This window comes from Lactiplantibacillus paraxiangfangensis (genome assembly GCF_036246185.1).
GTDB lineage: Bacteria > Bacillota > Bacilli > Lactobacillales > Lactobacillaceae > Lactiplantibacillus > Lactiplantibacillus paraxiangfangensis.
In genome coordinates this window covers 12,472-31,759 of sequence record NZ_BTPW01000018.1, presented here as the reverse complement: position 1 = coordinate 31,759, position 19,288 = coordinate 12,472, and the positions used below count along the sequence as shown (strand labels likewise).

Genomic DNA, 19,288 nt, shown 5'->3' with positions numbered 1-19,288 from the left:
TTGATAGACACAATATATTTATTTTAATATTCAGTGGACTAAATGCCAATAGGCGTATCACCGGTTTGTAAATCCGCCATTGATACGCCCAAAATTAGTCATTAAATAATTGTTGCCACACTGATAATGGCAGCCACTAAACCAATCGACCAGAATACGATGTCGATCTTCCACTCACTCCAACCCTTCATTTCAAAGTGATGGTGAATTGGACTCATTAAGAAGATCCGTTTCCCCGTTAACTTGAACGAGGCCACTTGTAACATAACCGAAGCCGTTTCAATAACGAAAATGATCCCGATAATAAGTAGTGACAATTCGTGATGGACCAAGATGGAAACCGCAGCTAACGCCCCACCTAAGGCCAATGAACCCATATCACCCATGAAGATTTTTGCGGGTTTGTGGTTGTAGACAAAGAAACCTAGTAAGGAACCGACCACTGCAATACAGAATAACGCGACGTTATATTGTTGTTGGGCCCACGCGATAATCGCGTACGCACCAAAAGCAATCGTTGCTTGACCAGCGACTAGGCCATCTAACCCATCCGTCAAGTTGACGGCGTTGGAAAACCCAACAAGCCAAATAATGACGAAGATCATGTACCAAATACCTAGCGACCAATCACCGACGCCGGGAATTCGTAGCCCCATTGTCAAATGCTCATTCTGGTAAACTAACGTGAAGACGACCGCACCAATAATTTGACCAAGCAATTTTTGCCATGCTTTTAGCCCTTCATTTTGCTTCCGCCATAGCTTAATACTGTCATCCCAGAATCCCAGCGCCCCGTAGAGTACTAAGATGAACATTAAAATCCAGGTCGTTGGTTGTAACAAACCTTGCCAAAAACCAACCCACAAGGTCGTGACCAAGATGGCGATAATAAATAACAAGCCGCCCATCGTTGGGGTCCCAGATTTCTTTTCGTGCCATTTAGGGCCCTCTTCGCGAATCATTTGGCCCTCTTTACGTGCGCGGAAATAACGAATTAAAGACGGCATTAACGCAAACACGATGATAAACCCACTAATTAGGGCCGCTACCCATGATAATAAACTCACAACAATTCTCCATTCTAAAACTTAATTAATTACTTTAACGTCACGCTCAAACTTTCCTTAGCGTCGATCGGATTACCAGCCGAAATACTCTGGGCCTTCACATAGCCCGTACCGCTAGTCGTCAACTTCAACCCCGTTAGACTGGCAAAATCAGCGACTTCACTGGTCGACCAACTCGTCAAGTCGGGCATATACATCTGCCCGTTAGTCACGAGGACGACCCGCTGACCGCTAGAAAGGACGGTACCGGACGAAATTGACTGTTTCACAATCCGCTTACCCTTACCAACAACGACCGGTTTAATGCCGCTTTGCTTTGCATCTTTGGCAGCGGTCGTCGTGCTTTTACCAGTCAAATCGGCCATCTTGATTGTCGCCGTCTTCGACTCACTAGCTTTTTGTTCCTCAAGTGCCCGTTGCATAACGGTCTTGAAGATACCTGCCATTTCATCAGTTGCCGTCGTACTACCAAGGGTCGGCTGCTTCATGGTGATGTACATAATGTATTTTGGATTTTTAGCCGGCGCCATCCCAACAACGGAATACAGGTAAGAATCATCACCCGTTGCGTAGGTACTCCCGTTGCTGACTTGGGCCGTCCCAGTCTTCGCAGCGATCCGATATCCCTTGATTTTATAAGCGCCCCCAAGCCCGTAAGACTTGTAGACAACGTCTTGCATGTGTCCCAGTACTTGAGAAGCCGTTTTGGCAGAAATCGGTTGCCCAACGACTTTAGGTTTCGCTTTAAAAACCGTCTTGTTGGTATTCGGATTCGTCACTTTGGAAACAAAGTATGGCTGTAGCATTTTACCACCATTTGCAACGGCCGTAAATCCGCGCAGCATTTGCATCGCTGTGACTTGAACCCCTTGCCCAAACGACGTATCGGCTTGTTCAATCGGATAAGTAAACTGAATCGAACCGGTTTGCTCATTCGCCAAACCGCTATTCGTGCTCGAACGCAGACCGAAGCGCTTAATGTACTTTAGCCAAGTTTTGGCACCCATCGTTTGTTCGAGGTGCGCCATCGCAACGTTACTAGATAGCGCAAACCCCTTGGCATACGTGATGTTACCCCAACCACTCGTATTCCAATCGGGCACAATCTTATTATCGATTCGATAAGTCCCGGTGGGAACCGTCACGTTGGGGTTGTAATTACCACTGTCAATGGCCGCCGCCATCGTAAAGACTTTCATCGTCGAACCGGGTTCGTAGGTATCCTCAACCAGCAAGTTACGCCACATCTTACTCAGCCCACTCTTGGTTTGCGAGTTAAACGTTGGGCGTTGCGTCGTGGCCAAAATTGCCCCCGTTTTGGCATTCATCAGGGTTGCCGTCATCGACTTCGGATTAACTTGATCCGCGACCGCTGACATTTTTGTTTCCAAAATAGTCTGTAGCTTGCTGTCGATCGTCGTATAAACGTTCTCGCCGTCTTTGACCTTTTTACCGGTATCGACGTTGCCTTGATACCCACTCTTCGTGACGGTCTTACGGCCATCAGTCCCAGATAACTGTTTATTGAAAGCTAGTTCAATTCCCATTGATCCGGTTAGCCGCGTTGATTCCGAACCTTTGACCGACTTCGCATTGGTAAGGCCCACGAGCTGGGATGCAAAGGTCCCGTTCGGGTACAGACGTGCTTCCGACTCAATAAAATGCAATCCCGAAACTTTTTGCGCTTCGATTTTTTCCTTCGTCGTCAACGAAATGTTTTTCCCGGCCGTTCCAAATTCAATTTGGAACTTGCCAGTGCCATCTTGAAGCGTTGCTAACGCCTTTTTATAGCTAATCGGCAAATATTTCGACAATACCTTTGCCACTTGATTATCATTCTTGACGTACAGTGCCTTACCATTCGCATCCTTCTGGTTTTTCGCCATAATGGCATAAATGGTGTAAGTACTCGTATCTTCAGCAATTGGATCGCCGTTTGCCGTATAAATCGTTCCCCGTTTCGCCGTTATGGTCTGATCCGTCGTATACAACTTTTTAGTTGCTTCCACAAGATTCGTCCCGTTGGCGTGGTGGGAAATCGCGATATACGAAAAACGAATGATCAAAACACCAAATACGAGGATCGCTCCAAAAAATAGCCATTGGCCAAAGATTCTACGATTTTGTTTCGGTGACCGTTTCGAAGTCATTCGTTGTTTCTTATTATTCATTTGTAAACATTCCTTATGTTACCGTTGTTTAGCGATAAGCCGTACTTCTTTGCGACTTGGTTTAACCGGCTACGACTTGAAAGTTCACTAATTTCTTGGGCGTGAGACGTATTACTTGCCTCCACCTTGGAAACTTTCGCTTGCACCGCCTGTAAGCTACTTTGAGAATTACCAATGGCAATGTTGGTTGAAACTAAAATAATTGCCAAACTGAAAACCACCAAACCAAGTGTCACACTCAAGCATTTTTCAAACGCAGAAAATGGTACCCGCTGCGTTTTGATTGCCGGATTGGGGGTTACGACGGTTTTATGTACCGGGGTTGAGGTAGCGCCGGGATTCTGCTTTGGCAGTTCCCGTGCCAATCCATTCTGGGCCATTTTAAATCACTCCTTAACATTCATCTATTTCATTAATTAATCCTTAACACGTAACCGTTCGATGGCCCGCAGTTTAGCACTACGCGCCCGCCGATTAGCCGCCACTTCTTCATCACTTGGCACAATTGGCTTCCGGTTAACAAGCCGGTAATCAGGCTGCATGCCCTCAGGAATCACTGGTAAACCAGGTGGTAACTCGGGTAACTCACTGTGTTCCTTAAAAATCGTCTTCACGAGTCGATCTTCAAGGGATTGGAACGTGATCACACTGACCCGACCATGGACACCGATCAAATCAACCGCTTGTTCCAACGACGTTTCTAAAACACCCAGTTCATTGTTCACCGCAATCCGAATCGCTTGAAAGACACGTTTGGCTGGATGACCACCCGTCCGCCGTGCGCGGGCCGGAATGGCTGACTTGATAAGGTCGACCAGTTCACCAGTTGTTTCAATTGGTTGGCTTTCGCGTTGACGCTCAATTGCGCGGGCAACCTGCTTAGAAAACTTCTCTTCACCATACCGGTAAAAAATCCGAACTAAGTCAGCATATGGCCAAGTGTTAACAACTGTTTGCGCCGTTAACTCCTGACTCTGATCCATGCGCATATCAAGTGGCGCATCGTGTTGATACGAGAAGCCACGGGCGGCGTCGTCAAACTGTGGTGATGATACCCCCAAGTCATAAACGACCCCGTCAACTTGGTCAATGCCGCGGTCCGCTAATTCGTGCTTCAGATTAGCAAAATTACTTTTAACAAATGTCAGTTGGCCACTTTCTAAATAACTGGCCAAATTGGATTGATTATAGTCAATCGCCGTCTGGTCCTGATCAAAACTAAATAAGTGTCCGTTTGGTCCCAACTGTTTTAGGATTTCGCGGGAATGTCCCCCGCCACCTAACGTACAATCCACATAAATGCCTGCGGGATCAATATTTAACGCCGCAACCGCTTCATGTAGTAAGACGGTGGTATGTTCAAATTCTGCCACTGTTGCGCCCCCTTCCCATTAAATCCTTATGAATTAAAAATCAATCAAATTTTCAGCGAGATCATCAAAGTTCTCGGCGGTCTCCGTCTCAAAGGTTTGCCACTTAGTCGCACTCCAAATTTCAAAACGGTCCGATACCCCAACAATCACACATTGTTTTTCTAACTTAGCGTAGTTACGCAGGGATGCGGGAATCATAACCCGCCCCTGCTTATCAAGTTCACATTCAGCCGCCGCTGCGTAAAAGAACCGGACAAACGCCCGTGCGTCCTTTTTAGTAAGCGGCAAGTCATCTAGTTGCGCTTGCAGTGTGGCCCACCGCGCGGCTGGATAGCCAAAGATACAGCCGTCCATCCCCCGCGTGATCACAAAACTGTCGCCAAGTAACTCACGAAACTTGGCTGGGATGATCAACCGACCTTTCGTGTCCAAGGCGTGTTCAAATTCACCGAAAAACATCTTGGGCGCCACGGTCAGTCAACCCCTTTCATTAAACATAATTCAAGTCTACCACACCCCCCCACTTCCTACCACATCGTTTTATTACTTTTCCAAATTGTTAACAAAATGTCAAAAAATCCCCGCCTAACGTTGATTCGTTAGGTGGGGATTAGTGGGGGACTTTTTATCTCTTAGTCCGTTATTTAAATAATAAGTTAATTACTAAAGCAACTAAATAAACGACAATCGCTAATAGGTCGATTAGCCGCCAATAAAGTCTAAAAAAGCGCCGATAGATAATTTCACCCTGCTGAATCACTTCTAAGACGGTCAGCCCAATTCCTAAAACCATCATTGAGATCACTTCATACGGCACGATGGAGCTTTCCGTGGCCTGAAGCGTCAAAAAATGGGTGAATAAAATTAAAAACGGCGGCCAGAAATCAATTAACGTTAAACCATTGGGCCAAATTTTCCGGGTCAGCCGTCGCAATCCTAAAATGATGATTGAAACGAGCGCCAAAAAGATAATTTGCCCAAACCAAGTGGTCAATAACTCATTCATCGTAAATTCCTACTATGACAAATCCAAACAAGCGGCCTTACTTAAAACGGATTTGCACGTTTCCTTTCTTTAATTCTTCTAAGGGTTAAAAGGTCAATTTAACTAAAGGTTAAAATCTAAAGGTTAAAATCTAAAGATTGAAAGTGCTAAAACTAGTTCAATCGTTGCTATAGCACTACCTATCATTAGAAGGTTAGTATTTTCGGCGCTTCGCTGGCAGAATCAGTGAGCCATGGGGTCGGCTACAGACAAAGAACGGTCTTCCGCCTCGCTTGAAAGCCTCAAAGGACGAGTCTTTCAAGTCGCCCCGCACTGTAACCTGGCAAAAAACGCCAGCTAACAGTGCCGACACGGCCCGCTGGTTCTGCCGGCTACGCTAAGATTGTTTTAAAACAAACCGGTTAAGTTTGTCAGCAACCTTAACATAGCTGGAAGATGTCTATGATAAATGTAGCGTTAGTCGGATGCTCGAAGGTTGCCACTGATGGCATCGGTCGTGCTGGTGGTGTTGGTGCGGCGTTTTTTTGCTGGGCTTACACCACGGACGGTCCGGGACAATTGCGTTTTTTGCAAGTGTTCCGGGCGAGGGGCAAGACCGCTCCTCAGGCTTGACCCGGTCCCACGACCGCATGTCATCAGTGGCAACCGGAATAATTTACAAGTGGTTTGTTTTTATTGTCCTAGATACTGATACAGCAATGATTAACCCTTAAGTTTAGATTTCAACCTTTAACCACAATTCAATCTAACATAGCACACCAAGGCTACCCGACGGAGCGCTTAATTCAAAAATAACTATCACTGCTACTTTGACAATTAGTATCGGTCTAATTATAGAGATTATAGGCCTGCTTTTCAATCACTGTCGCCAGCCCTATAATGGGAAGTAAAGTTATCGGAGGTGGCACACGTGCTGCAATACTTTACTACCGGGCCTAACGGGTTGTTAACAACGGCTAATGACCCTAACCAGCCTTACTGGATCAACGTCGAACGCCCGACTATTAATGAAATCAATCAATTAACAAACACCTTTCATTTTCCTAAAGACTACTTAACAGCCGTCCTAGACGATGCGGAAGTCTCTCGGACGGAACAGTTGGACCAGGCGACCGCCACCCAACCCGTTTTAATCGTGATGCAGTACCCCAAGCTAACGACCATTGACCTCGGCTATTTAGAATACCAAGTCTATCCGTTTGCCTTGATTTTGACGGATCAAGTCGTCTTAACCATCAGTAATTACCCTGCCAGTTTCATTCAGGATTTCATTATGGACCCGACTTCATCCAAACTCAGTTTAGAGAATCACGAAGACTTCGTACTAGCCATCATGTGGTATATCGAGCACGCTTACGTCAGCGCTTTAAATTTGATTAATCAGCGAACTAACTTACTGGAACGCCATTTAAACCAAGCGACCCATAACGAAGAACTGTTTCGAATTATGGCTTACCAAAAGTCACTGATTCGCTTTGACGCGGCCCTCACACAAAACGGCCCCGTTTTAGCCGCGGTCGAAGCGTCCGCTACCCACTTTAACGCACCCCACCACGCGGCGTTTACAACCGACATCATGGTGGAAACAAAACAGGCGGTCGACATGACCCACACGAACAATCAGATCCTCCAACAGTACAGTCAGATGGTCAGTGCTGTCATTTCCAACAATTTAAACGACGTGATGAAGTTTTTAACTTCACTGACCATGATTCTAACCATCCCAACGATTATTGGCGGTATCTACGGGATGAACGTCAAACTACCGGGTGCCAGTGTCGTGCACGCGTTTACTTGGATCATGCTGGGCACCATTATTCTGTGTATTTTAGGAATCGAATATTTACGTAACCACGACTATTTTTAATAGTTATTTGAAAAATAGTCGATTACACGTTAAACTATGAAAGAATTACTTAAAAAGTGTGGTGCAAACGAAAACTATGAAGAAAAAGACAACCTTCCAAAAAATCACGATGGTCATTGTGTGGTTAATGATTATTTCTACCGTTGGGTCACTAGTTTTGAGCGCGTTATCTGGACTAGGACTTTTAAGTTTCAGCTAATCATACGACGAAATCAAAAAAAGCACGGTGCAGTTAATCCCAAAACGGGAGTTAATTGCACCGTGCATTTTTTATATTATTGCGGTTCGTTCGAATCATTCTCCGCATCATCAGCTGATTTTTGACGGTAGACTTTCCGTGGTTTACTGCCCTCGGATGGGCCCACAACGCCCCGCTCTTCCATTTCATCAACGATTCTAGCCGCCCGATTATACCCAATTCGGAACCGACGCTGCAACATCGACACACTGGCCGACTGCTGGTCAGTCACTAATTCAACGGCTTCCGCATAGTACTCATCTTCACCATCACGCGGATCATCGCCCGTTTCCGGTTCATCGTCTTTAACGAGCATGCTATCATCATACTCCGCTGACTGTTGATTCTTGATAAAGTTAACCACTTCTTCAACGTCATGGTCAGAAATATAAGCGCCTTGCACCCGCAACGGTTTATTCATCCCCATTGGCTGGTACAACATATCCCCGCGACCAAGTAGCTTTTCAGCCCCGTTACTATCAATGATTGTCCGCGAATCGGTCCCACTGGAAACGGCAAACGCCATTCGTGAAGGCACGTTGGCTTTGATCAAACCGGTAATAACGTCAACCGATGGCCGTTGCGTGGCTAAGATCATATGAATCCCGGCCGCCCGGGCCATTTGTCCCAGTCGGATGATGGCGTCTTCAACTTCACTGGACGTCACCATCATCAAGTCGGCTAATTCATCAACGACGACCACAATGTATGGCAATACCGGCCGATTTTGACCGTCCGCCGCATTTTGCTGGCGAATGTACTGGTTGTAACCTTGCATGTTACGTTGTTTGGAATCGGCGAATAACTCGTAGCGCCGTTCCATTTCGGCCACGACCTTATGCAAAGCCCGCGCCGCCTTTTTCGGTTCCGTCACAACTGGTGTCAGTAAATGAGGAATCCCGTTGTAGACACCAAGTTCCACTTTCTTTGGGTCAATCAGCATGAATTTAACCTGATTAGGTTTAGTATTCATCAATAACCCAGTGATCATCACGTTAATGGCCACTGACTTCCCACTCCCGGTAGACCCGGCAATCAGTAAATGGGGCATCTTAGATAGATCCGCCACCACTAAGTTCCCGGAAACGTCTCGTCCTAACGGCACGGCCAACGGTTTGGTTGGGTGCGCCGGTTGCGCTTCGACAATGTCTCTAAATGAAACGGTCGACACTTGCTTATTAGGCACTTCAATCCCAATCAAGGACTTCCCCGGAATTGGGGCTTCAATCCGTAGATCCTTAGCCGCTAACGCTAACGCCAAGTCGTCTGCTAAGTTGACCACCTTGCTGACTTTAACCCCCACTGCTGGGTGCAATTCATACTTTGTCACGGATGGTCCCAGGCTAACGTTCTTCACTTCGACCTGAACCCCAAAACTAGCCAAGGTCGTGGTCAGCTTTTCCGAATTGCTTTCGATCGTTGCATACTCCGCACTTTGATCCGTTTTAGGAATCTTAGTTAGTAAGTCTGAAGATGGCAAATCATAATTGGATTCGTCAGCGACTTCCGTTCCCATCAAACTCGCTTCATCAGCCGCTGAAGTCGGCGCGTTACTCGTCGGGGCTACCTCACGTTCACTGGCAACTGTAATTGCTGGTGCACTGCTCGTTGGGGCTGCTGATTCGACTGGTTTCGCCGCCTGACTCGCTTGCGGCGCAGCACTAGCCGGAGCCGGCGTTTTTTTAGGTTGATCTTCCTGATTAGCCCTAACTTGTTGATGCACCCGCCAGCGGGCAATCTGGACACGAATCTTTCGCGAAAGCCATTCAGCCCCCACCCGAATTTTTTGCCCAACGTTAATCAAAAATGTCCGCAACAATTGCATCGTTTCATGGAAAGGTAAGTTAAAAGCAATAAAGATTCCCGCAATAATTAAAATTAATGCGATTAACACCGTTCCAAAATTGGCTAATAGTGGATAAGTGACGCTGTAACCAGCTGCCCCGACTAAGCCACCACCAAGGTCACTGGACATCCCGCCCTTGGCAAAATCACTTTTCAGTAAACTTTTGGTTACGCCCCAAAAGGCAGTATGACGATTTAATCGGTTAAACGTCGGAATTTCTAGCAGTAACAGGTAACTAAAGAACACCAAGTTACCACCCGTCCACCACCGCCAAGTCAGCCGTGGCCAACGCCCAAAGATCATGAGGTAACCGGAAATTAGTAGCGTTAAAGCGGCTAAAAGCTGGTAGGCGTTTCCGGCAACCGCACGAAAACATTCCGCGAAGAAGTTCCCGACTAACCCGACTTGGAGAAAGGCTAATACTGTGACTAGGACCCCAATTAGACCAATCACGTTCCCAGTCATTTGTCGTTTGACCGCCGTGGTCGACTTTTTACGACTAGTTGGACGCCGTTTTTTTGTTGTTGACTGCTTGCGCGCCACGTTCGTTCATCCTTTCTTTTCATTACGTTTGTAACATTGCTTCTATTATACCAAACTTACGTTCGGAATGGCCGGTTCCGTCAAAAAACGCGCCCTAACTTCCGTAGTTAGCGCACGCGTTCAAACTTCAATTACTTTAGTTTGTCATTTTGATAGTGGTGCGACCGTTCCAAGCCCGGAAAGCTTTGTTGCCGTAGGGCTTCGTAAATTACAATTGCCGCTGAATTAGATAAATTCAACGCCCGAATATGTGAATCGTCTTGCGGAATCCGAATCGCTTTTTCCGGATATTTCCGCATGAATGGTTCTGGCAAACCGGTCGTTTCCTTCCCAAACAGGAAGTAGTGATCCTTGCTTGTGTCACTGTAATCGACGTCGCTATAATCATGGCTCGCAAACTTAGAAACTAGGTACAACTGATCTAAGTCCGGAATACTAGCTAAAAATTCTTGTAAGTCCGCGTGGTAAGTAATATCGACGCTATCCCAATAGTCCAGCCCGGCGCGCTTTAGATGCTTATCATCAATTTTAAAGCCCAGCGGTTCGATCAAATGTAAGGCCGTATCGGTCCCCGCACAAGTCCGCGCAATGTTACCAGTGTTAGCTGGCATGAGTGGTTCAAATAGTGCAATGTGATTTGTCAAAACGATCTTCCTTTTTATATAGTAATCTTACTTGTTATCATACCATGTTGCGCCCATTACCGCCTACCCTTTCAAATAAGTCTTATTGTTCGCGTTCCATTTACACTTTCCCTATACTGATCCATGAACAAAAAATAAGGAGCTGACTATTAATGAAAATTATGATTATTGGCGCAACCGGGATGGCTGGTTCTGCCGTTACGAGCGCCGCACTAGAACGAGACCACACCGTGATTGCCATCGGCCGTTCCGATGAAAAATTGGCAACTTTACCAACTAACCCAAACCTGACGACCCGGGCCATGGATGCCTTTCAATTGACAGTTTCCGATTTGCAAGCTGTCGACGTGGTTGTCGATGCCATGGCAAGCCGACCAGACCAGGCTTATTTACACGTTGACCTCGCCACCAAATTGGTCGCCCTAACGCGGAATCAAAGAAGCCCGCGCCTCGTCTTCATTCTCGGTGCTGGTAGTTTAACTACTGGCGACGACGCCCACTTATTCGTTAAAGACATCGAGAGTGATCCTGCCAACGCCCCGTTCGTGGCAATCCCTCAAAACCAGCTTGCCGAATTGACCTTTCTAAAAACGGTTACTAACGTGGACTGGGTCGGCATCTCACCCGCAGCTGATTTCCACGCGGGACCAGCCGTTCCAGCTATTTTAGGCACTAACCAACTATTGGTTAACGCGGCCGGCGTTTCCGCTACGAATAGCGGCACAATGGCAACAACCGTTTTAGATGAAATTGAACAACCAAAGCATCACCAGAGCCGCTTTACCGTTGCTAACAAGTAGGACTCATCGTTTTTTAAACCAGCCAATCACCTAATGGCTGGTTTTTTTGTGCCAATCTCCCTCACAACTTCACGCAACTCTCATTCATTTTTTACTAAAATATGCTAAGCTGATTGATTATAAAAGCGACACTAAACAAATGAAGGTAGGGATTAGATGCAAACCCGTCTATCAGGACGTAACTTAGGCTTTATCGGGACAATGTTATTTGGACTGTTCTTCGGTGCCGGTAACTTAATTTTCCCCATTTACTTAGGTCAGCAAGCTGGCCACCACGTTGGTAGTGCCATCATTGGCCTGCTTATCACCGGGATTGGTCTCCCACTCCTTGGCGTCATTGGCATGGGTTTAACGCGGAGTAGCGGTGTCTTCGACCTTGCTGCTAAGGTCAACCGGCCCTATGCTTACGGTTTTACCATCCTGCTGTACTTCACGCTGGGGCCCCTATTTGCGATGCCCCGCTTAGCTACCACGGCGTTTCAAATCGGGCTCGTCCCCTTCGTCGCACCGGGGCACCAAGCTAGCGTCCTGCTCGGATTTTCAGCGCTATTCTTCTTAGTCACCTGGTTATTAGCACTGAACCCAGGACGCATCATGACCTACGTTGGCAAATGGCTAACGCCGCTATTCTTGATTCTACTGGGCGCTTTAATGTTAGTCGCTCTAATCAAGCCACTGGGGAATTTTGACGTGGCGGCGCGTGGCGCCTACACAGCACAGCCGCTATTAGCCGGCTTTACCGAAGGCTACAATACCATGGACGCCTTAGCTTCCTTGGCCTTTGGAATCGTGGTGATTGATGCGATTAAAGACCTCGGCGTGACCGATCCCAGCCAGATTGCAACCGATACGATCAAAGCCGGCATCATCAGTATGACTTTGATGGGATTGATTTACGCGTTGCTGGCAATTATTGGGACGATGAGCTTAGGCCAGTTTGCACCGGCCGCTAACGGGGGAATTACGTTAGCCCAAATCGCCGCCCACTACTTCGGGCCACTCGGTAACGGACTACTAGCCTTGATTGTGATCATTGCCTGTTTAAAAACATCCATTGGTCTAACTAGCGCGTTTGGCGACACGCTCCACGGCATGTTTCCCAAACTGTCGTATCGTTGGTTGATTACGCTGGCCTGCGTGCTGCCCGCAATTCTCGCCAACGTCGGCTTAACGCAGTTGATCAAATACTCAACACCATTATTGATGTTTTTATACCCGCTAGCCATTGTCCTCATTTTGCTGGCAGTCGCCTCACCTTGGCTAGGCACGTCGCGCTGGCTGTTCGGCATGACCACCGCCTGGACATTGATTCCAGCCATCCTAGCCGGCGTCAACGCGTTACCTGCTAATCTGACTGCCCACGGTTGGGCGCAATTATTGATTCGCCTGAACAACTGGCTCCCACTTGCCGACTTAGGACTCGGCTGGGCCGTTCCCGCCTTGCTGGGACTCATTATCGGACTTATCGGTAGTCGTCGCCAACGGACTAACTGATCTCACACCTGCACGTCAAAAAGCCGTTCCAAAGTTTTGAACACAAAACTTTGGAACGGCTTTTTAGACAACAAAAAAACGTAGTATTTCGGTGTGGGCACGGCGAAACGCTACGTTAATGAAGTACAACTCGGCAGTCACCAACGAAATGAATCGATGTTAACTACCAAACGATTTCTCAAAGGTTATCTTAACACCCACAAAATAATGATGCAAGCTTCACCAATTAGTGTTTGCGTGTCATCAATAAGCTGACGTCCACGGTAATCGTTTTTAGCCCCTGCTCCCTTGCGGCTGCTAAACTAGCTTCGTCCGCGCCCCAATGTAACGGGGTCATGACAAGTAAGTCTTCAAAAGCGACCTGGCTTAAATCAAACTGGTAACGAATACGTTTCGTTTCAACATCCGGATAATGTTGCTTAAACAAGTCTAGCACCCGCTGGTTATCGTACTGGTATTGCCGATCAGTCGTCTTAAACAACAGGTGCCGTAATTCTACTAAGTACTCAGGATTAGGCACGATCTTCAGTAGTTGACCACCGGGGCTGAGCACCCGTTCAAATTCCGCATACGCCGACGGGGAAAAGACATCCATGATTGCCGTAAAGGCACCATCGGTAAACGGCAACTGCGCTAAGTCGGCCACACAGTAGTACGCTGGCGTTTCCAGCTGAGTGGCTAAGTTAACACCGTCCTTACTAATATCAAAACCGATCCCAACGTCTTTTTGGTTGGCGTGGCGAACCAGTAAATCTGCTAAGGGCGTTCCTTCACCACTCCCAATATCTAAAATCCGTTGCGGTGTTGCGGGCAACGCTTCGTTGATGGCAGCCACGATTGGGCCAAAGAACCCAGCCTGTAAGACCCGTCGCCGAGCCGCTAACATGTCCGCGTTATATTCACTTTGAACTTGATGCGTTAAAAAGTACAAGGTCCCCTTTTTAGAAAAATCGACCTGATGCCCATTAGGACACCACAATGTGTGATCCTTAATTTCCGTATAGGCCTGATCACAGACTAAGCAGCGAAAGCGGTCCAAGTTAGCTTGCACAAACTGCATCCCGCGTTCTATTTTCTTCACGTTATCCACCCTACCTCGGTTAATTTTCTTAATGATACCATACCCCTTCAAGCAAGATAGTAGCAATTACGATTTACCCATGGTATTCTAGTTGACGTTCTAAAAAAACGACTTAAGTTGTCCAAATGAATTTGTGACCGGATTGCACACACCAATCATAAAGGAGCATGATTCAAATGGCTAAAAAATCAAAAATTGCCAAAGAGAAAAAGATTGAAGCAACCGTTGCCCGTTACGCGACTAAGCGTGCCGAATTGAAGGCTGCGGGAGACTATGCGGGCTTGGCAGAATTGCCACGCAACGCTTCCCCCGTTCGGATTCATCGACGCGACACGTTAGACGGACGACCACACGCTTACTTGCGCAAGTTCGGGATGTCCCGGCTTAACTTCCGGCGTCTCGCACACGCGGGTCAAATCCCTGGTGTCAAAAAAGCCAGTTGGTAATTTTTACCCTGAACTAGTTTGAACATCAACTAAAATAAACGGCAGTGACAAGACCCCCATTGGGGATTTGGTTACTGCCGTTTTTTTGACGGCCGATTTTCCCGCGATGCCTATCAGTGTTGACTCGCTAAGAAAACCAACACCCCCATTTTCACGACCTCATCACGTGTCGTTGATGCTATAATAACGATAATATGAGGTTTGATTGACGGAGTCCTAAGACATGACTTAAATGACCTGACAATTAGACCACCAATGAAAGTCGAAGGTGTTGTAAGATGGATAATGCTGCTGCAATGGAATTAATGATTAAGTTAGCGGATGTGCATCCCGCGGTTTATCGGAAGTTAGTTGTGCCGTTGTCGATTCGCTATGATCAATTACATGTCTTGATTCAACTCGCATTTGGCTGGGATAATTCCCACTTGTACAGCTTCCAACCCCAGGGGCAACCCCGTCAATACGTCCCGACGTTAACGGGAATGGGCTTTGATGATGATGAGCTTCTAACTACTCAATCCTACGTCTACCCGGATTTATTACAGGCCGATGTCGTTTATACGTATGATTTTGGCGCCACGTGGGACCATTTGATTTCGTTGAACAAAATCATCACGTTCGCGGATTTACCAGGGATTGCGGTGCCTAGTTGCATCACTTATCGGGGCAATAACGTTCCTGAAGACGCCACTTATGATGAAGTGGCCGGTAAAATATTACCAGAACCTGAAAAGTTCGACAAAGCGGCCCTGAACAAGCGGTTATGGCTGTGGTCCCGTGCCGGCGAACAGATGGTGCATACCGAGAACCTTGGCCTAGCACCAATTAGTGAATTAAACGAAGATTTTTAACGTTGATAAGGGTACGACAAAGGGCGGTCAGTGTGCGAGCATTAACGTGAAATTGGCGATTATTCCTGGGCTTGGAATGGTCGCCGATTTCACGTTAAGCGGAACAAACTGCCCTTTGTCACACGTTTCGACCATAAAAATAGGAAAGGCCATTCAGAAAATTTCTGGATGGCTTTTTGAATTTTACCCAGACCCTTTTATCATCCATTATTCCGGCATAAATACCCCACCCGTTGCATAACAAAAGCCGACTGATTAAAAAATCCAATCAGTCGGCCTCTAAAATAATTTATTTCAAATTCACTCTTTGGGTTTGTCCGTCGCGTATAACGGCGAATTTTGCCGGTACCAGCCAAATAAATGGGTCCATAGTACCTTGATGATGGCATATCCCGGAATCCCAAAGATAACCCCCATCAAGCCAAAGATTTTCCCGGCGGCTAGTAAGACAATCAGGATCGTGACGGGATGAATGGCGAGGCTGCTTCCCAAAACTAACGGGGAAATAATCCGCCCTTCAATCGTCTGTTCAATGACAAACACGATCAAAACTTGTACTAGCATCCACGGCGACGTCACTAAGGCGATGACCACGGATGGGACCATGGCCAGAAAAGACCCTAAGTATGGAATCAAGTTCAAAATACCCGCAGCGATTCCGAGCGTCAGTGCAAACTTTAGACCAATAATGCTGTACCCGATTGCGAACATGATGGCCACGAAGAACGCGACCGTCAATTGCCCTCTAATATAGTTACTAACTTGGCTATTGATTTCATTCAACATGGTTAAGAAACTGCTTCTGGCTTTCGTTGGCACAAATTTCGCTAAATACGCTGGTAACTGGTGCCCATCCCGCAAGAGGTAAAACAAGATAAACGGTGCCGTAATCAACCCGATAATCACGGTGACCACCGTACTAAAGACACTCGTTAAAGACGAGACGGTGCCCGTCAGATATTTTGAAAAGCGGCCGCTAAGTAATTTGCTAGCATCCGTATTAAATTGATCGATTTGATCGCGCAATCCACTCAGTTGCGGATCATTGATCCACTTGTTCGTCTCTTTAACGGCGTTTTGCCAATAAGTCGGCCAATCATTAATAATCGTCAGCGTCTGCGTCCGAATCGTCGGAATAATGGCGATGAGCCCTAATACGATCACCACGATAATAATGACAAACAACCCGATAATCGTCCAAACCCGGCGAACGTGATACTTTTGTTCTAACCGGTCAACTAACGGATTCATCAAATAGTACAAGACCCCCGCTAAAATCACAGGAAATCCAACGATACTAAAGAGTTGCCGGATTGGGGTCCACACCCAGTCAACTTGTTGACCTAAAAACAAGATGGCTAAGATCAATAATATTATTAACAAGCCACGGATCACCCGTTGGCTACCACGACGGGACTTGGTCACGTTTGGTTTCAATCAATCACACCCCTAAGGCAAATATGTTATCACACTACCAACGTGAATCTCTGGCAACGTGGTGGGCGTCAAGTAGATCCCATTTTCCATCGGTTTTTGAGGAACCGCACTAAAATACAAGGTGGCGTGCCCGATTGACGTCAAGTTAGCCGCCACTAAGCCCCCTGCAAAAGCAACCGTGTACGTTTGATCATCAATTTTGATTTGGCTGCCTTCTTCTAAAGATAACGCGTGCATTGGGGCATCAAACTTTTGAAGGACCGCGATTTGTTGAATTGATTCCGTTGCGGTCTCGTCAAAGAAAACTAAAATTGGTTCCTTCGGGTCGATGGCGTTTGCACCGATCGCCGAAATAGTTGCCGTTATTGCCATAATGTCGGACTCCCATTCTTTTCTGATTTGCTCTAATTGTAGCATAGCCCCAAAGTTTCATGCCAATTTGTCATCGCTTACACTTCGAAGAATTATGCTATACTGAATTTATTACTCAAGGAGGCTTTTTGACATGCAAGAACGCGTTTTATTTGGAACTTATACAAAAAAAACTAGTCAGGGAATCTATCAAGGGACCCTGGACACGACGGCGAAAACCCTCACGAATGACGGATTATTAGCAGCCACTCAAAATCCAACCTACTTGGCCCTTTCCGCCAAGGATCGGCTTTACAGTGTTGACAAAGAAGATAACGATGGTGGGATTGCAGCTTGGCAACTCACCGGCAAAACAGCGAATAAACTCAACGAAGTGATCGCCCCCGGTACCCCACCCGCATACGTGGCTGTCGACGAAGCACGGCAACTCGTTTACAGTGCTAATTACCATAAGGGAACGGCAGAAGTACTGAAGATTGCGGCTGACGGTGCGTTGGAACTCGTTGACCAAGTGCAACACAGCGGTAGCGGTCCCCGCCCAGAACAAACCGAATCACACATCCACTACACGGACTTAACGCCAGATAACCGGTTAGCCGTTGTTGATCTAGGGGCTGACAAAGTTTACGTCTACAACGTCAGCGATGCCGGCAAACTCAGCCAGCAATCTGTCTTGACCATGGAAGCCGGCTTCGGTCCTCGGCACCTCGTTTTCTCACCAGACGGGCAGTTTGCTTTTCTAGCTGGTGAACTTTCCAGCCAAATTGCGAGTCTCCGTTATAACGCAGCCGACGGGAGTTTCGAACAACTAGGTATCGTTAAGACCATTCCAGCGGACTACACGGATCATAACGGGGCCGCTGCCATTCGGTTGAGCCGTGACGGCAAGTTCCTGTACGTTTCTAATCGCGGTTATAACAGTATCGCCGTATTTGCCGTTGCAGCCGATGGTAGCCTGACCTTAATCCAACAAATCAGTACTGAAGGTGACTTCCCCCGCGATTTCGATTTAGATCCAACCGAAGAATTCGTCGTGGTAGTCAACCAAAACACCGACAACGCAACGTTGTACTCACGGGATGTTACTAGTGGTAAACTGAGTCTAGTACAAAAAGACATTCTCGTCCCTGAAGGCGTCTGTGTCCGATTCTAAAACGTAAAGGATGAATGGCATGTTATTAAAAGAAGTAGCCCTTGAAAACTTCACCAATATTCCGGCAGCAATCGCAGCCGGCGCTAACCGGATCGAATTAAATGATAATTTAGCCGTCGGTGGGACAACCGTTAGTCGCGGTGTCATGGCAGAAGCGGCCAAGTATACCCAGGAACACGGCGTAACCTTGGTAACCATGATTCGCCCCCGCGGTGGTGACTTTGTTTATAACGATACCGAATTAAAAATCATGGAAGCCGACCTATTGCAGGCACAATCCTTAGGGGTTGACGGCGTTGCACTAGGCGCCCTCACCAAAGATGGCCAGCTCGATACTGAAGCCATGGCACTGCTCGTTGGTGCCGCTGGCGGGATGAGTGTCACCTTCCACATGGCCTTTGATGCTTTAGCACCCGACCAACAAGCCCCCGCAATGGATTGGCTGGTTGACCACGACGTTGATCGTATTTTGACTCATGGTGGTCCCCTGACCAAACCAATCATGGACTGCTTACCACAATTAAAAGCAACGCTTGATTTAGCGGATCAACGCATTCAAATTTTGCCTGGTGGTGGCGTCACGGCGGATAACGTCGATCGCATCGTAACTGCGCTCAACGTGCCACAAGCACACGGTACCAAGATCATTAAGTATTAAACGCAACTAAAAAGCGGTCATTCAGAGTTTTTCGATAACTCTGAATGACCGCTTTTTTAGTCACATTCTATTAGGATTCAATATTAACTTTAAAAACCGCGAGATCAACGCCCAAGCTAATAAAAGTTAACCATTGAGCTAGCCCGGTTAAAGCCACGTTTATCATAGACAACTTCCTGTTATGTTGAGGTTGCTATCAAACTTGACCAATTTATTCAAAAAATCTTAGCGTAGCCGGCAG

Annotated in this window: 20 protein-coding genes; 9 read left to right on the top strand and 11 right to left on the bottom strand. The window is 47.0% G+C overall.

The features are described from left to right. Nucleotides 1-101: 101 nt before the first annotated feature. The 6 genes from mraY to AAA939_RS10610 form a co-directional block, all read right to left on the bottom strand. Complete coding sequence (gene mraY, locus AAA939_RS10635) at nucleotides 102-1,067, bottom strand: phospho-N-acetylmuramoyl-pentapeptide-transferase (protein WP_338210480.1); 966 nt, start codon at nucleotides 1,065-1,067, stop codon at nucleotides 102-104. Nucleotides 1,068-1,096: 29 nt separating this feature from the next. Beyond that, on the bottom strand, nucleotides 1,097-3,238 hold the full coding sequence (locus tag AAA939_RS10630) for a penicillin-binding transpeptidase domain-containing protein (protein WP_338210481.1): 2,142 nt from the start codon (nucleotides 3,236-3,238) through the stop codon (nucleotides 1,097-1,099). Next, nucleotides 3,235-3,618: a cell division protein FtsL gene (gene ftsL, locus AAA939_RS10625; RefSeq protein WP_338210483.1), complete on the bottom strand. Its 384-nt coding sequence runs from the start codon at nucleotides 3,616-3,618 to the stop codon at nucleotides 3,235-3,237. The genes AAA939_RS10630 and ftsL overlap by 4 nt, the downstream gene beginning before the upstream one ends. A gap of 36 nt (nucleotides 3,619-3,654) precedes the next feature. Continuing rightward, nucleotides 3,655-4,611 carry a 16S rRNA (cytosine(1402)-N(4))-methyltransferase RsmH gene (rsmH, locus tag AAA939_RS10620; protein ID WP_338210484.1) on the bottom strand — a complete coding sequence of 319 codons (957 nt, stop codon included), beginning with the start codon at nucleotides 4,609-4,611 and terminating at the stop codon, nucleotides 3,655-3,657. 33 nt (nucleotides 4,612-4,644) lie between these two features. After that, the gene (gene mraZ, locus AAA939_RS10615) at nucleotides 4,645-5,070 is read right to left on the bottom strand and encodes a division/cell wall cluster transcriptional repressor MraZ (RefSeq protein WP_057706718.1); all 426 of its coding nucleotides are present in this window, start codon (nucleotides 5,068-5,070) and stop codon (nucleotides 4,645-4,647) included. A gap of 181 nt (nucleotides 5,071-5,251) precedes the next feature. Then, nucleotides 5,252-5,617 (bottom strand): DUF3397 domain-containing protein, encoded by a 366-nt coding sequence (locus AAA939_RS10610; RefSeq protein ID WP_338210486.1) that lies wholly within the window; start codon nucleotides 5,615-5,617, stop codon nucleotides 5,252-5,254. Nucleotides 5,618-6,058: 441 nt separating this feature from the next. On the opposite strand from AAA939_RS10610, the gene AAA939_RS10605 reads away from it, so the two are divergent. The 3 genes from AAA939_RS10605 (at nucleotide 6,059) to AAA939_RS10595 (ending at nucleotide 7,683) form a co-directional block, all read left to right on the top strand. Next, nucleotides 6,059-6,229 carry a hypothetical protein gene (locus tag AAA939_RS10605; protein ID WP_338210488.1) on the top strand — a complete coding sequence of 57 codons (171 nt, stop codon included), beginning with the start codon at nucleotides 6,059-6,061 and terminating at the stop codon, nucleotides 6,227-6,229. A 298-nt stretch (nucleotides 6,230-6,527) separates the two neighbouring features. Then, nucleotides 6,528-7,484 carry a magnesium transporter CorA family protein gene (locus AAA939_RS10600; protein WP_338230874.1) on the top strand — a complete coding sequence of 319 codons (957 nt, stop codon included), beginning with the start codon at nucleotides 6,528-6,530 and terminating at the stop codon, nucleotides 7,482-7,484. 76 nt (nucleotides 7,485-7,560) lie between these two features. Then, nucleotides 7,561-7,683, top strand: a complete 123-nt coding sequence (locus AAA939_RS10595) for a DUF4044 domain-containing protein (protein ID WP_083491607.1) — start codon at nucleotides 7,561-7,563, stop codon at nucleotides 7,681-7,683. Between the two features lie 76 nt (nucleotides 7,684-7,759). On the opposite strand, the gene AAA939_RS10590 is transcribed toward AAA939_RS10595, so the two are convergent. Together AAA939_RS10590 and AAA939_RS10585 are read right to left on the bottom strand one after the other, a co-directional pair. Then, nucleotides 7,760-10,111, bottom strand: coding sequence for a DNA translocase FtsK (locus tag AAA939_RS10590; protein WP_338210492.1), 2,352 nt, complete (start codon nucleotides 10,109-10,111; stop codon nucleotides 7,760-7,762). 131 nt (nucleotides 10,112-10,242) lie between these two features. Next, nucleotides 10,243-10,755, bottom strand: a complete 513-nt coding sequence (locus AAA939_RS10585) for a tRNA (cytidine(34)-2'-O)-methyltransferase (protein WP_057706697.1) — start codon at nucleotides 10,753-10,755, stop codon at nucleotides 10,243-10,245. 152 nt (nucleotides 10,756-10,907) lie between these two features. Between AAA939_RS10585 and AAA939_RS10580 the strand changes: the two genes are divergently transcribed. Both AAA939_RS10580 and brnQ read left to right on the top strand, forming a co-directional pair. Next, the gene (locus AAA939_RS10580) at nucleotides 10,908-11,555 is read left to right on the top strand and encodes an NAD(P)-dependent oxidoreductase (RefSeq protein ID WP_338210493.1); all 648 of its coding nucleotides are present in this window, start codon (nucleotides 10,908-10,910) and stop codon (nucleotides 11,553-11,555) included. 156 nt (nucleotides 11,556-11,711) lie between these two features. Further along, a complete protein-coding gene (gene brnQ / locus AAA939_RS10575) occupies nucleotides 11,712-13,049 on the top strand; it encodes a branched-chain amino acid transport system II carrier protein (protein ID WP_338210494.1) in 1,338 nt (445 codons plus the stop codon). A gap of 226 nt (nucleotides 13,050-13,275) precedes the next feature. On the opposite strand, the gene AAA939_RS10570 is transcribed toward brnQ, so the two are convergent. Continuing rightward, on the bottom strand, nucleotides 13,276-14,130 hold the full coding sequence (locus AAA939_RS10570; protein WP_338210496.1) for a methyltransferase domain-containing protein: 855 nt from the start codon (nucleotides 14,128-14,130) through the stop codon (nucleotides 13,276-13,278). 176 nt (nucleotides 14,131-14,306) lie between these two features. On the opposite strand from AAA939_RS10570, the gene rpsN reads away from it, so the two are divergent. Both rpsN and AAA939_RS10560 read left to right on the top strand, forming a co-directional pair. After that, nucleotides 14,307-14,576, top strand: a complete 270-nt coding sequence (gene rpsN / locus AAA939_RS10565; RefSeq protein ID WP_057706700.1) for a 30S ribosomal protein S14 — start codon at nucleotides 14,307-14,309, stop codon at nucleotides 14,574-14,576. 278 nt (nucleotides 14,577-14,854) lie between these two features. Next, nucleotides 14,855-15,427 carry a plasmid pRiA4b ORF-3 family protein gene (locus AAA939_RS10560; RefSeq protein WP_338230873.1) on the top strand — a complete coding sequence of 191 codons (573 nt, stop codon included), beginning with the start codon at nucleotides 14,855-14,857 and terminating at the stop codon, nucleotides 15,425-15,427. Between the two features lie 300 nt (nucleotides 15,428-15,727). Here the strand turns inward: AAA939_RS10560 and AAA939_RS10555 are convergent, their stop codons facing one another. Together AAA939_RS10555 and AAA939_RS10550 are read right to left on the bottom strand one after the other, a co-directional pair. Next, nucleotides 15,728-16,864 carry an AI-2E family transporter gene (locus tag AAA939_RS10555; RefSeq protein WP_338210500.1) on the bottom strand — a complete coding sequence of 379 codons (1,137 nt, stop codon included), beginning with the start codon at nucleotides 16,862-16,864 and terminating at the stop codon, nucleotides 15,728-15,730. A gap of 12 nt (nucleotides 16,865-16,876) precedes the next feature. Further along, nucleotides 16,877-17,236 (bottom strand): PTS glucitol/sorbitol transporter subunit IIA, encoded by a 360-nt coding sequence (locus tag AAA939_RS10550; protein ID WP_338210502.1) that lies wholly within the window; start codon nucleotides 17,234-17,236, stop codon nucleotides 16,877-16,879. Nucleotides 17,237-17,369: 133 nt separating this feature from the next. On the opposite strand from AAA939_RS10550, the gene AAA939_RS10545 reads away from it, so the two are divergent. Both AAA939_RS10545 and AAA939_RS10540 read left to right on the top strand, forming a co-directional pair. Next, nucleotides 17,370-18,389 (top strand): lactonase family protein, encoded by a 1,020-nt coding sequence (locus tag AAA939_RS10545; RefSeq protein ID WP_338210504.1) that lies wholly within the window; start codon nucleotides 17,370-17,372, stop codon nucleotides 18,387-18,389. A 19-nt stretch (nucleotides 18,390-18,408) separates the two neighbouring features. Then, complete coding sequence (locus AAA939_RS10540) at nucleotides 18,409-19,047, top strand: copper homeostasis protein CutC (protein WP_338210506.1); 639 nt, start codon at nucleotides 18,409-18,411, stop codon at nucleotides 19,045-19,047. Nucleotides 19,048-19,288: the final 241 nt, after the last annotated feature.

Coding starts and splice junctions, on each gene's coding strand:
- AAA939_RS10630 (WP_338210481.1), bottom strand. CDS start 3,238: ATGAATAATAAGAAACAACGAATGACTTCGAAACGGTCACCGAAACAA.
- ftsL (WP_338210483.1), bottom strand. CDS start 3,618: ATGGCCCAGAATGGATTGGCACGGGAACTGCCAAAGCAGAATCCCGGC.
- mraZ (WP_057706718.1), bottom strand. CDS start 5,070: ATGTTTTTCGGTGAATTTGAACACGCCTTGGACACGAAAGGTCGGTTG.
- AAA939_RS10610 (WP_338210486.1), bottom strand. CDS start 5,617: ATGAATGAGTTATTGACCACTTGGTTTGGGCAAATTATCTTTTTGGCG.
- AAA939_RS10605 (WP_338210488.1), top strand. CDS start 6,059: ATGATAAATGTAGCGTTAGTCGGATGCTCGAAGGTTGCCACTGATGGC.
- AAA939_RS10595 (WP_083491607.1), top strand. CDS start 7,561: ATGAAGAAAAAGACAACCTTCCAAAAAATCACGATGGTCATTGTGTGG.
- AAA939_RS10580 (WP_338210493.1), top strand. CDS start 10,908: ATGAAAATTATGATTATTGGCGCAACCGGGATGGCTGGTTCTGCCGTT.
- brnQ (WP_338210494.1), top strand. CDS start 11,712: ATGCAAACCCGTCTATCAGGACGTAACTTAGGCTTTATCGGGACAATG.
- rpsN (WP_057706700.1), top strand. CDS start 14,307: ATGGCTAAAAAATCAAAAATTGCCAAAGAGAAAAAGATTGAAGCAACC.
- AAA939_RS10560 (WP_338230873.1), top strand. CDS start 14,855: ATGGATAATGCTGCTGCAATGGAATTAATGATTAAGTTAGCGGATGTG.
- AAA939_RS10550 (WP_338210502.1), bottom strand. CDS start 17,236: ATGGCAATAACGGCAACTATTTCGGCGATCGGTGCAAACGCCATCGAC.
- AAA939_RS10545 (WP_338210504.1), top strand. CDS start 17,370: ATGCAAGAACGCGTTTTATTTGGAACTTATACAAAAAAAACTAGTCAG.
- AAA939_RS10540 (WP_338210506.1), top strand. CDS start 18,409: ATGTTATTAAAAGAAGTAGCCCTTGAAAACTTCACCAATATTCCGGCA.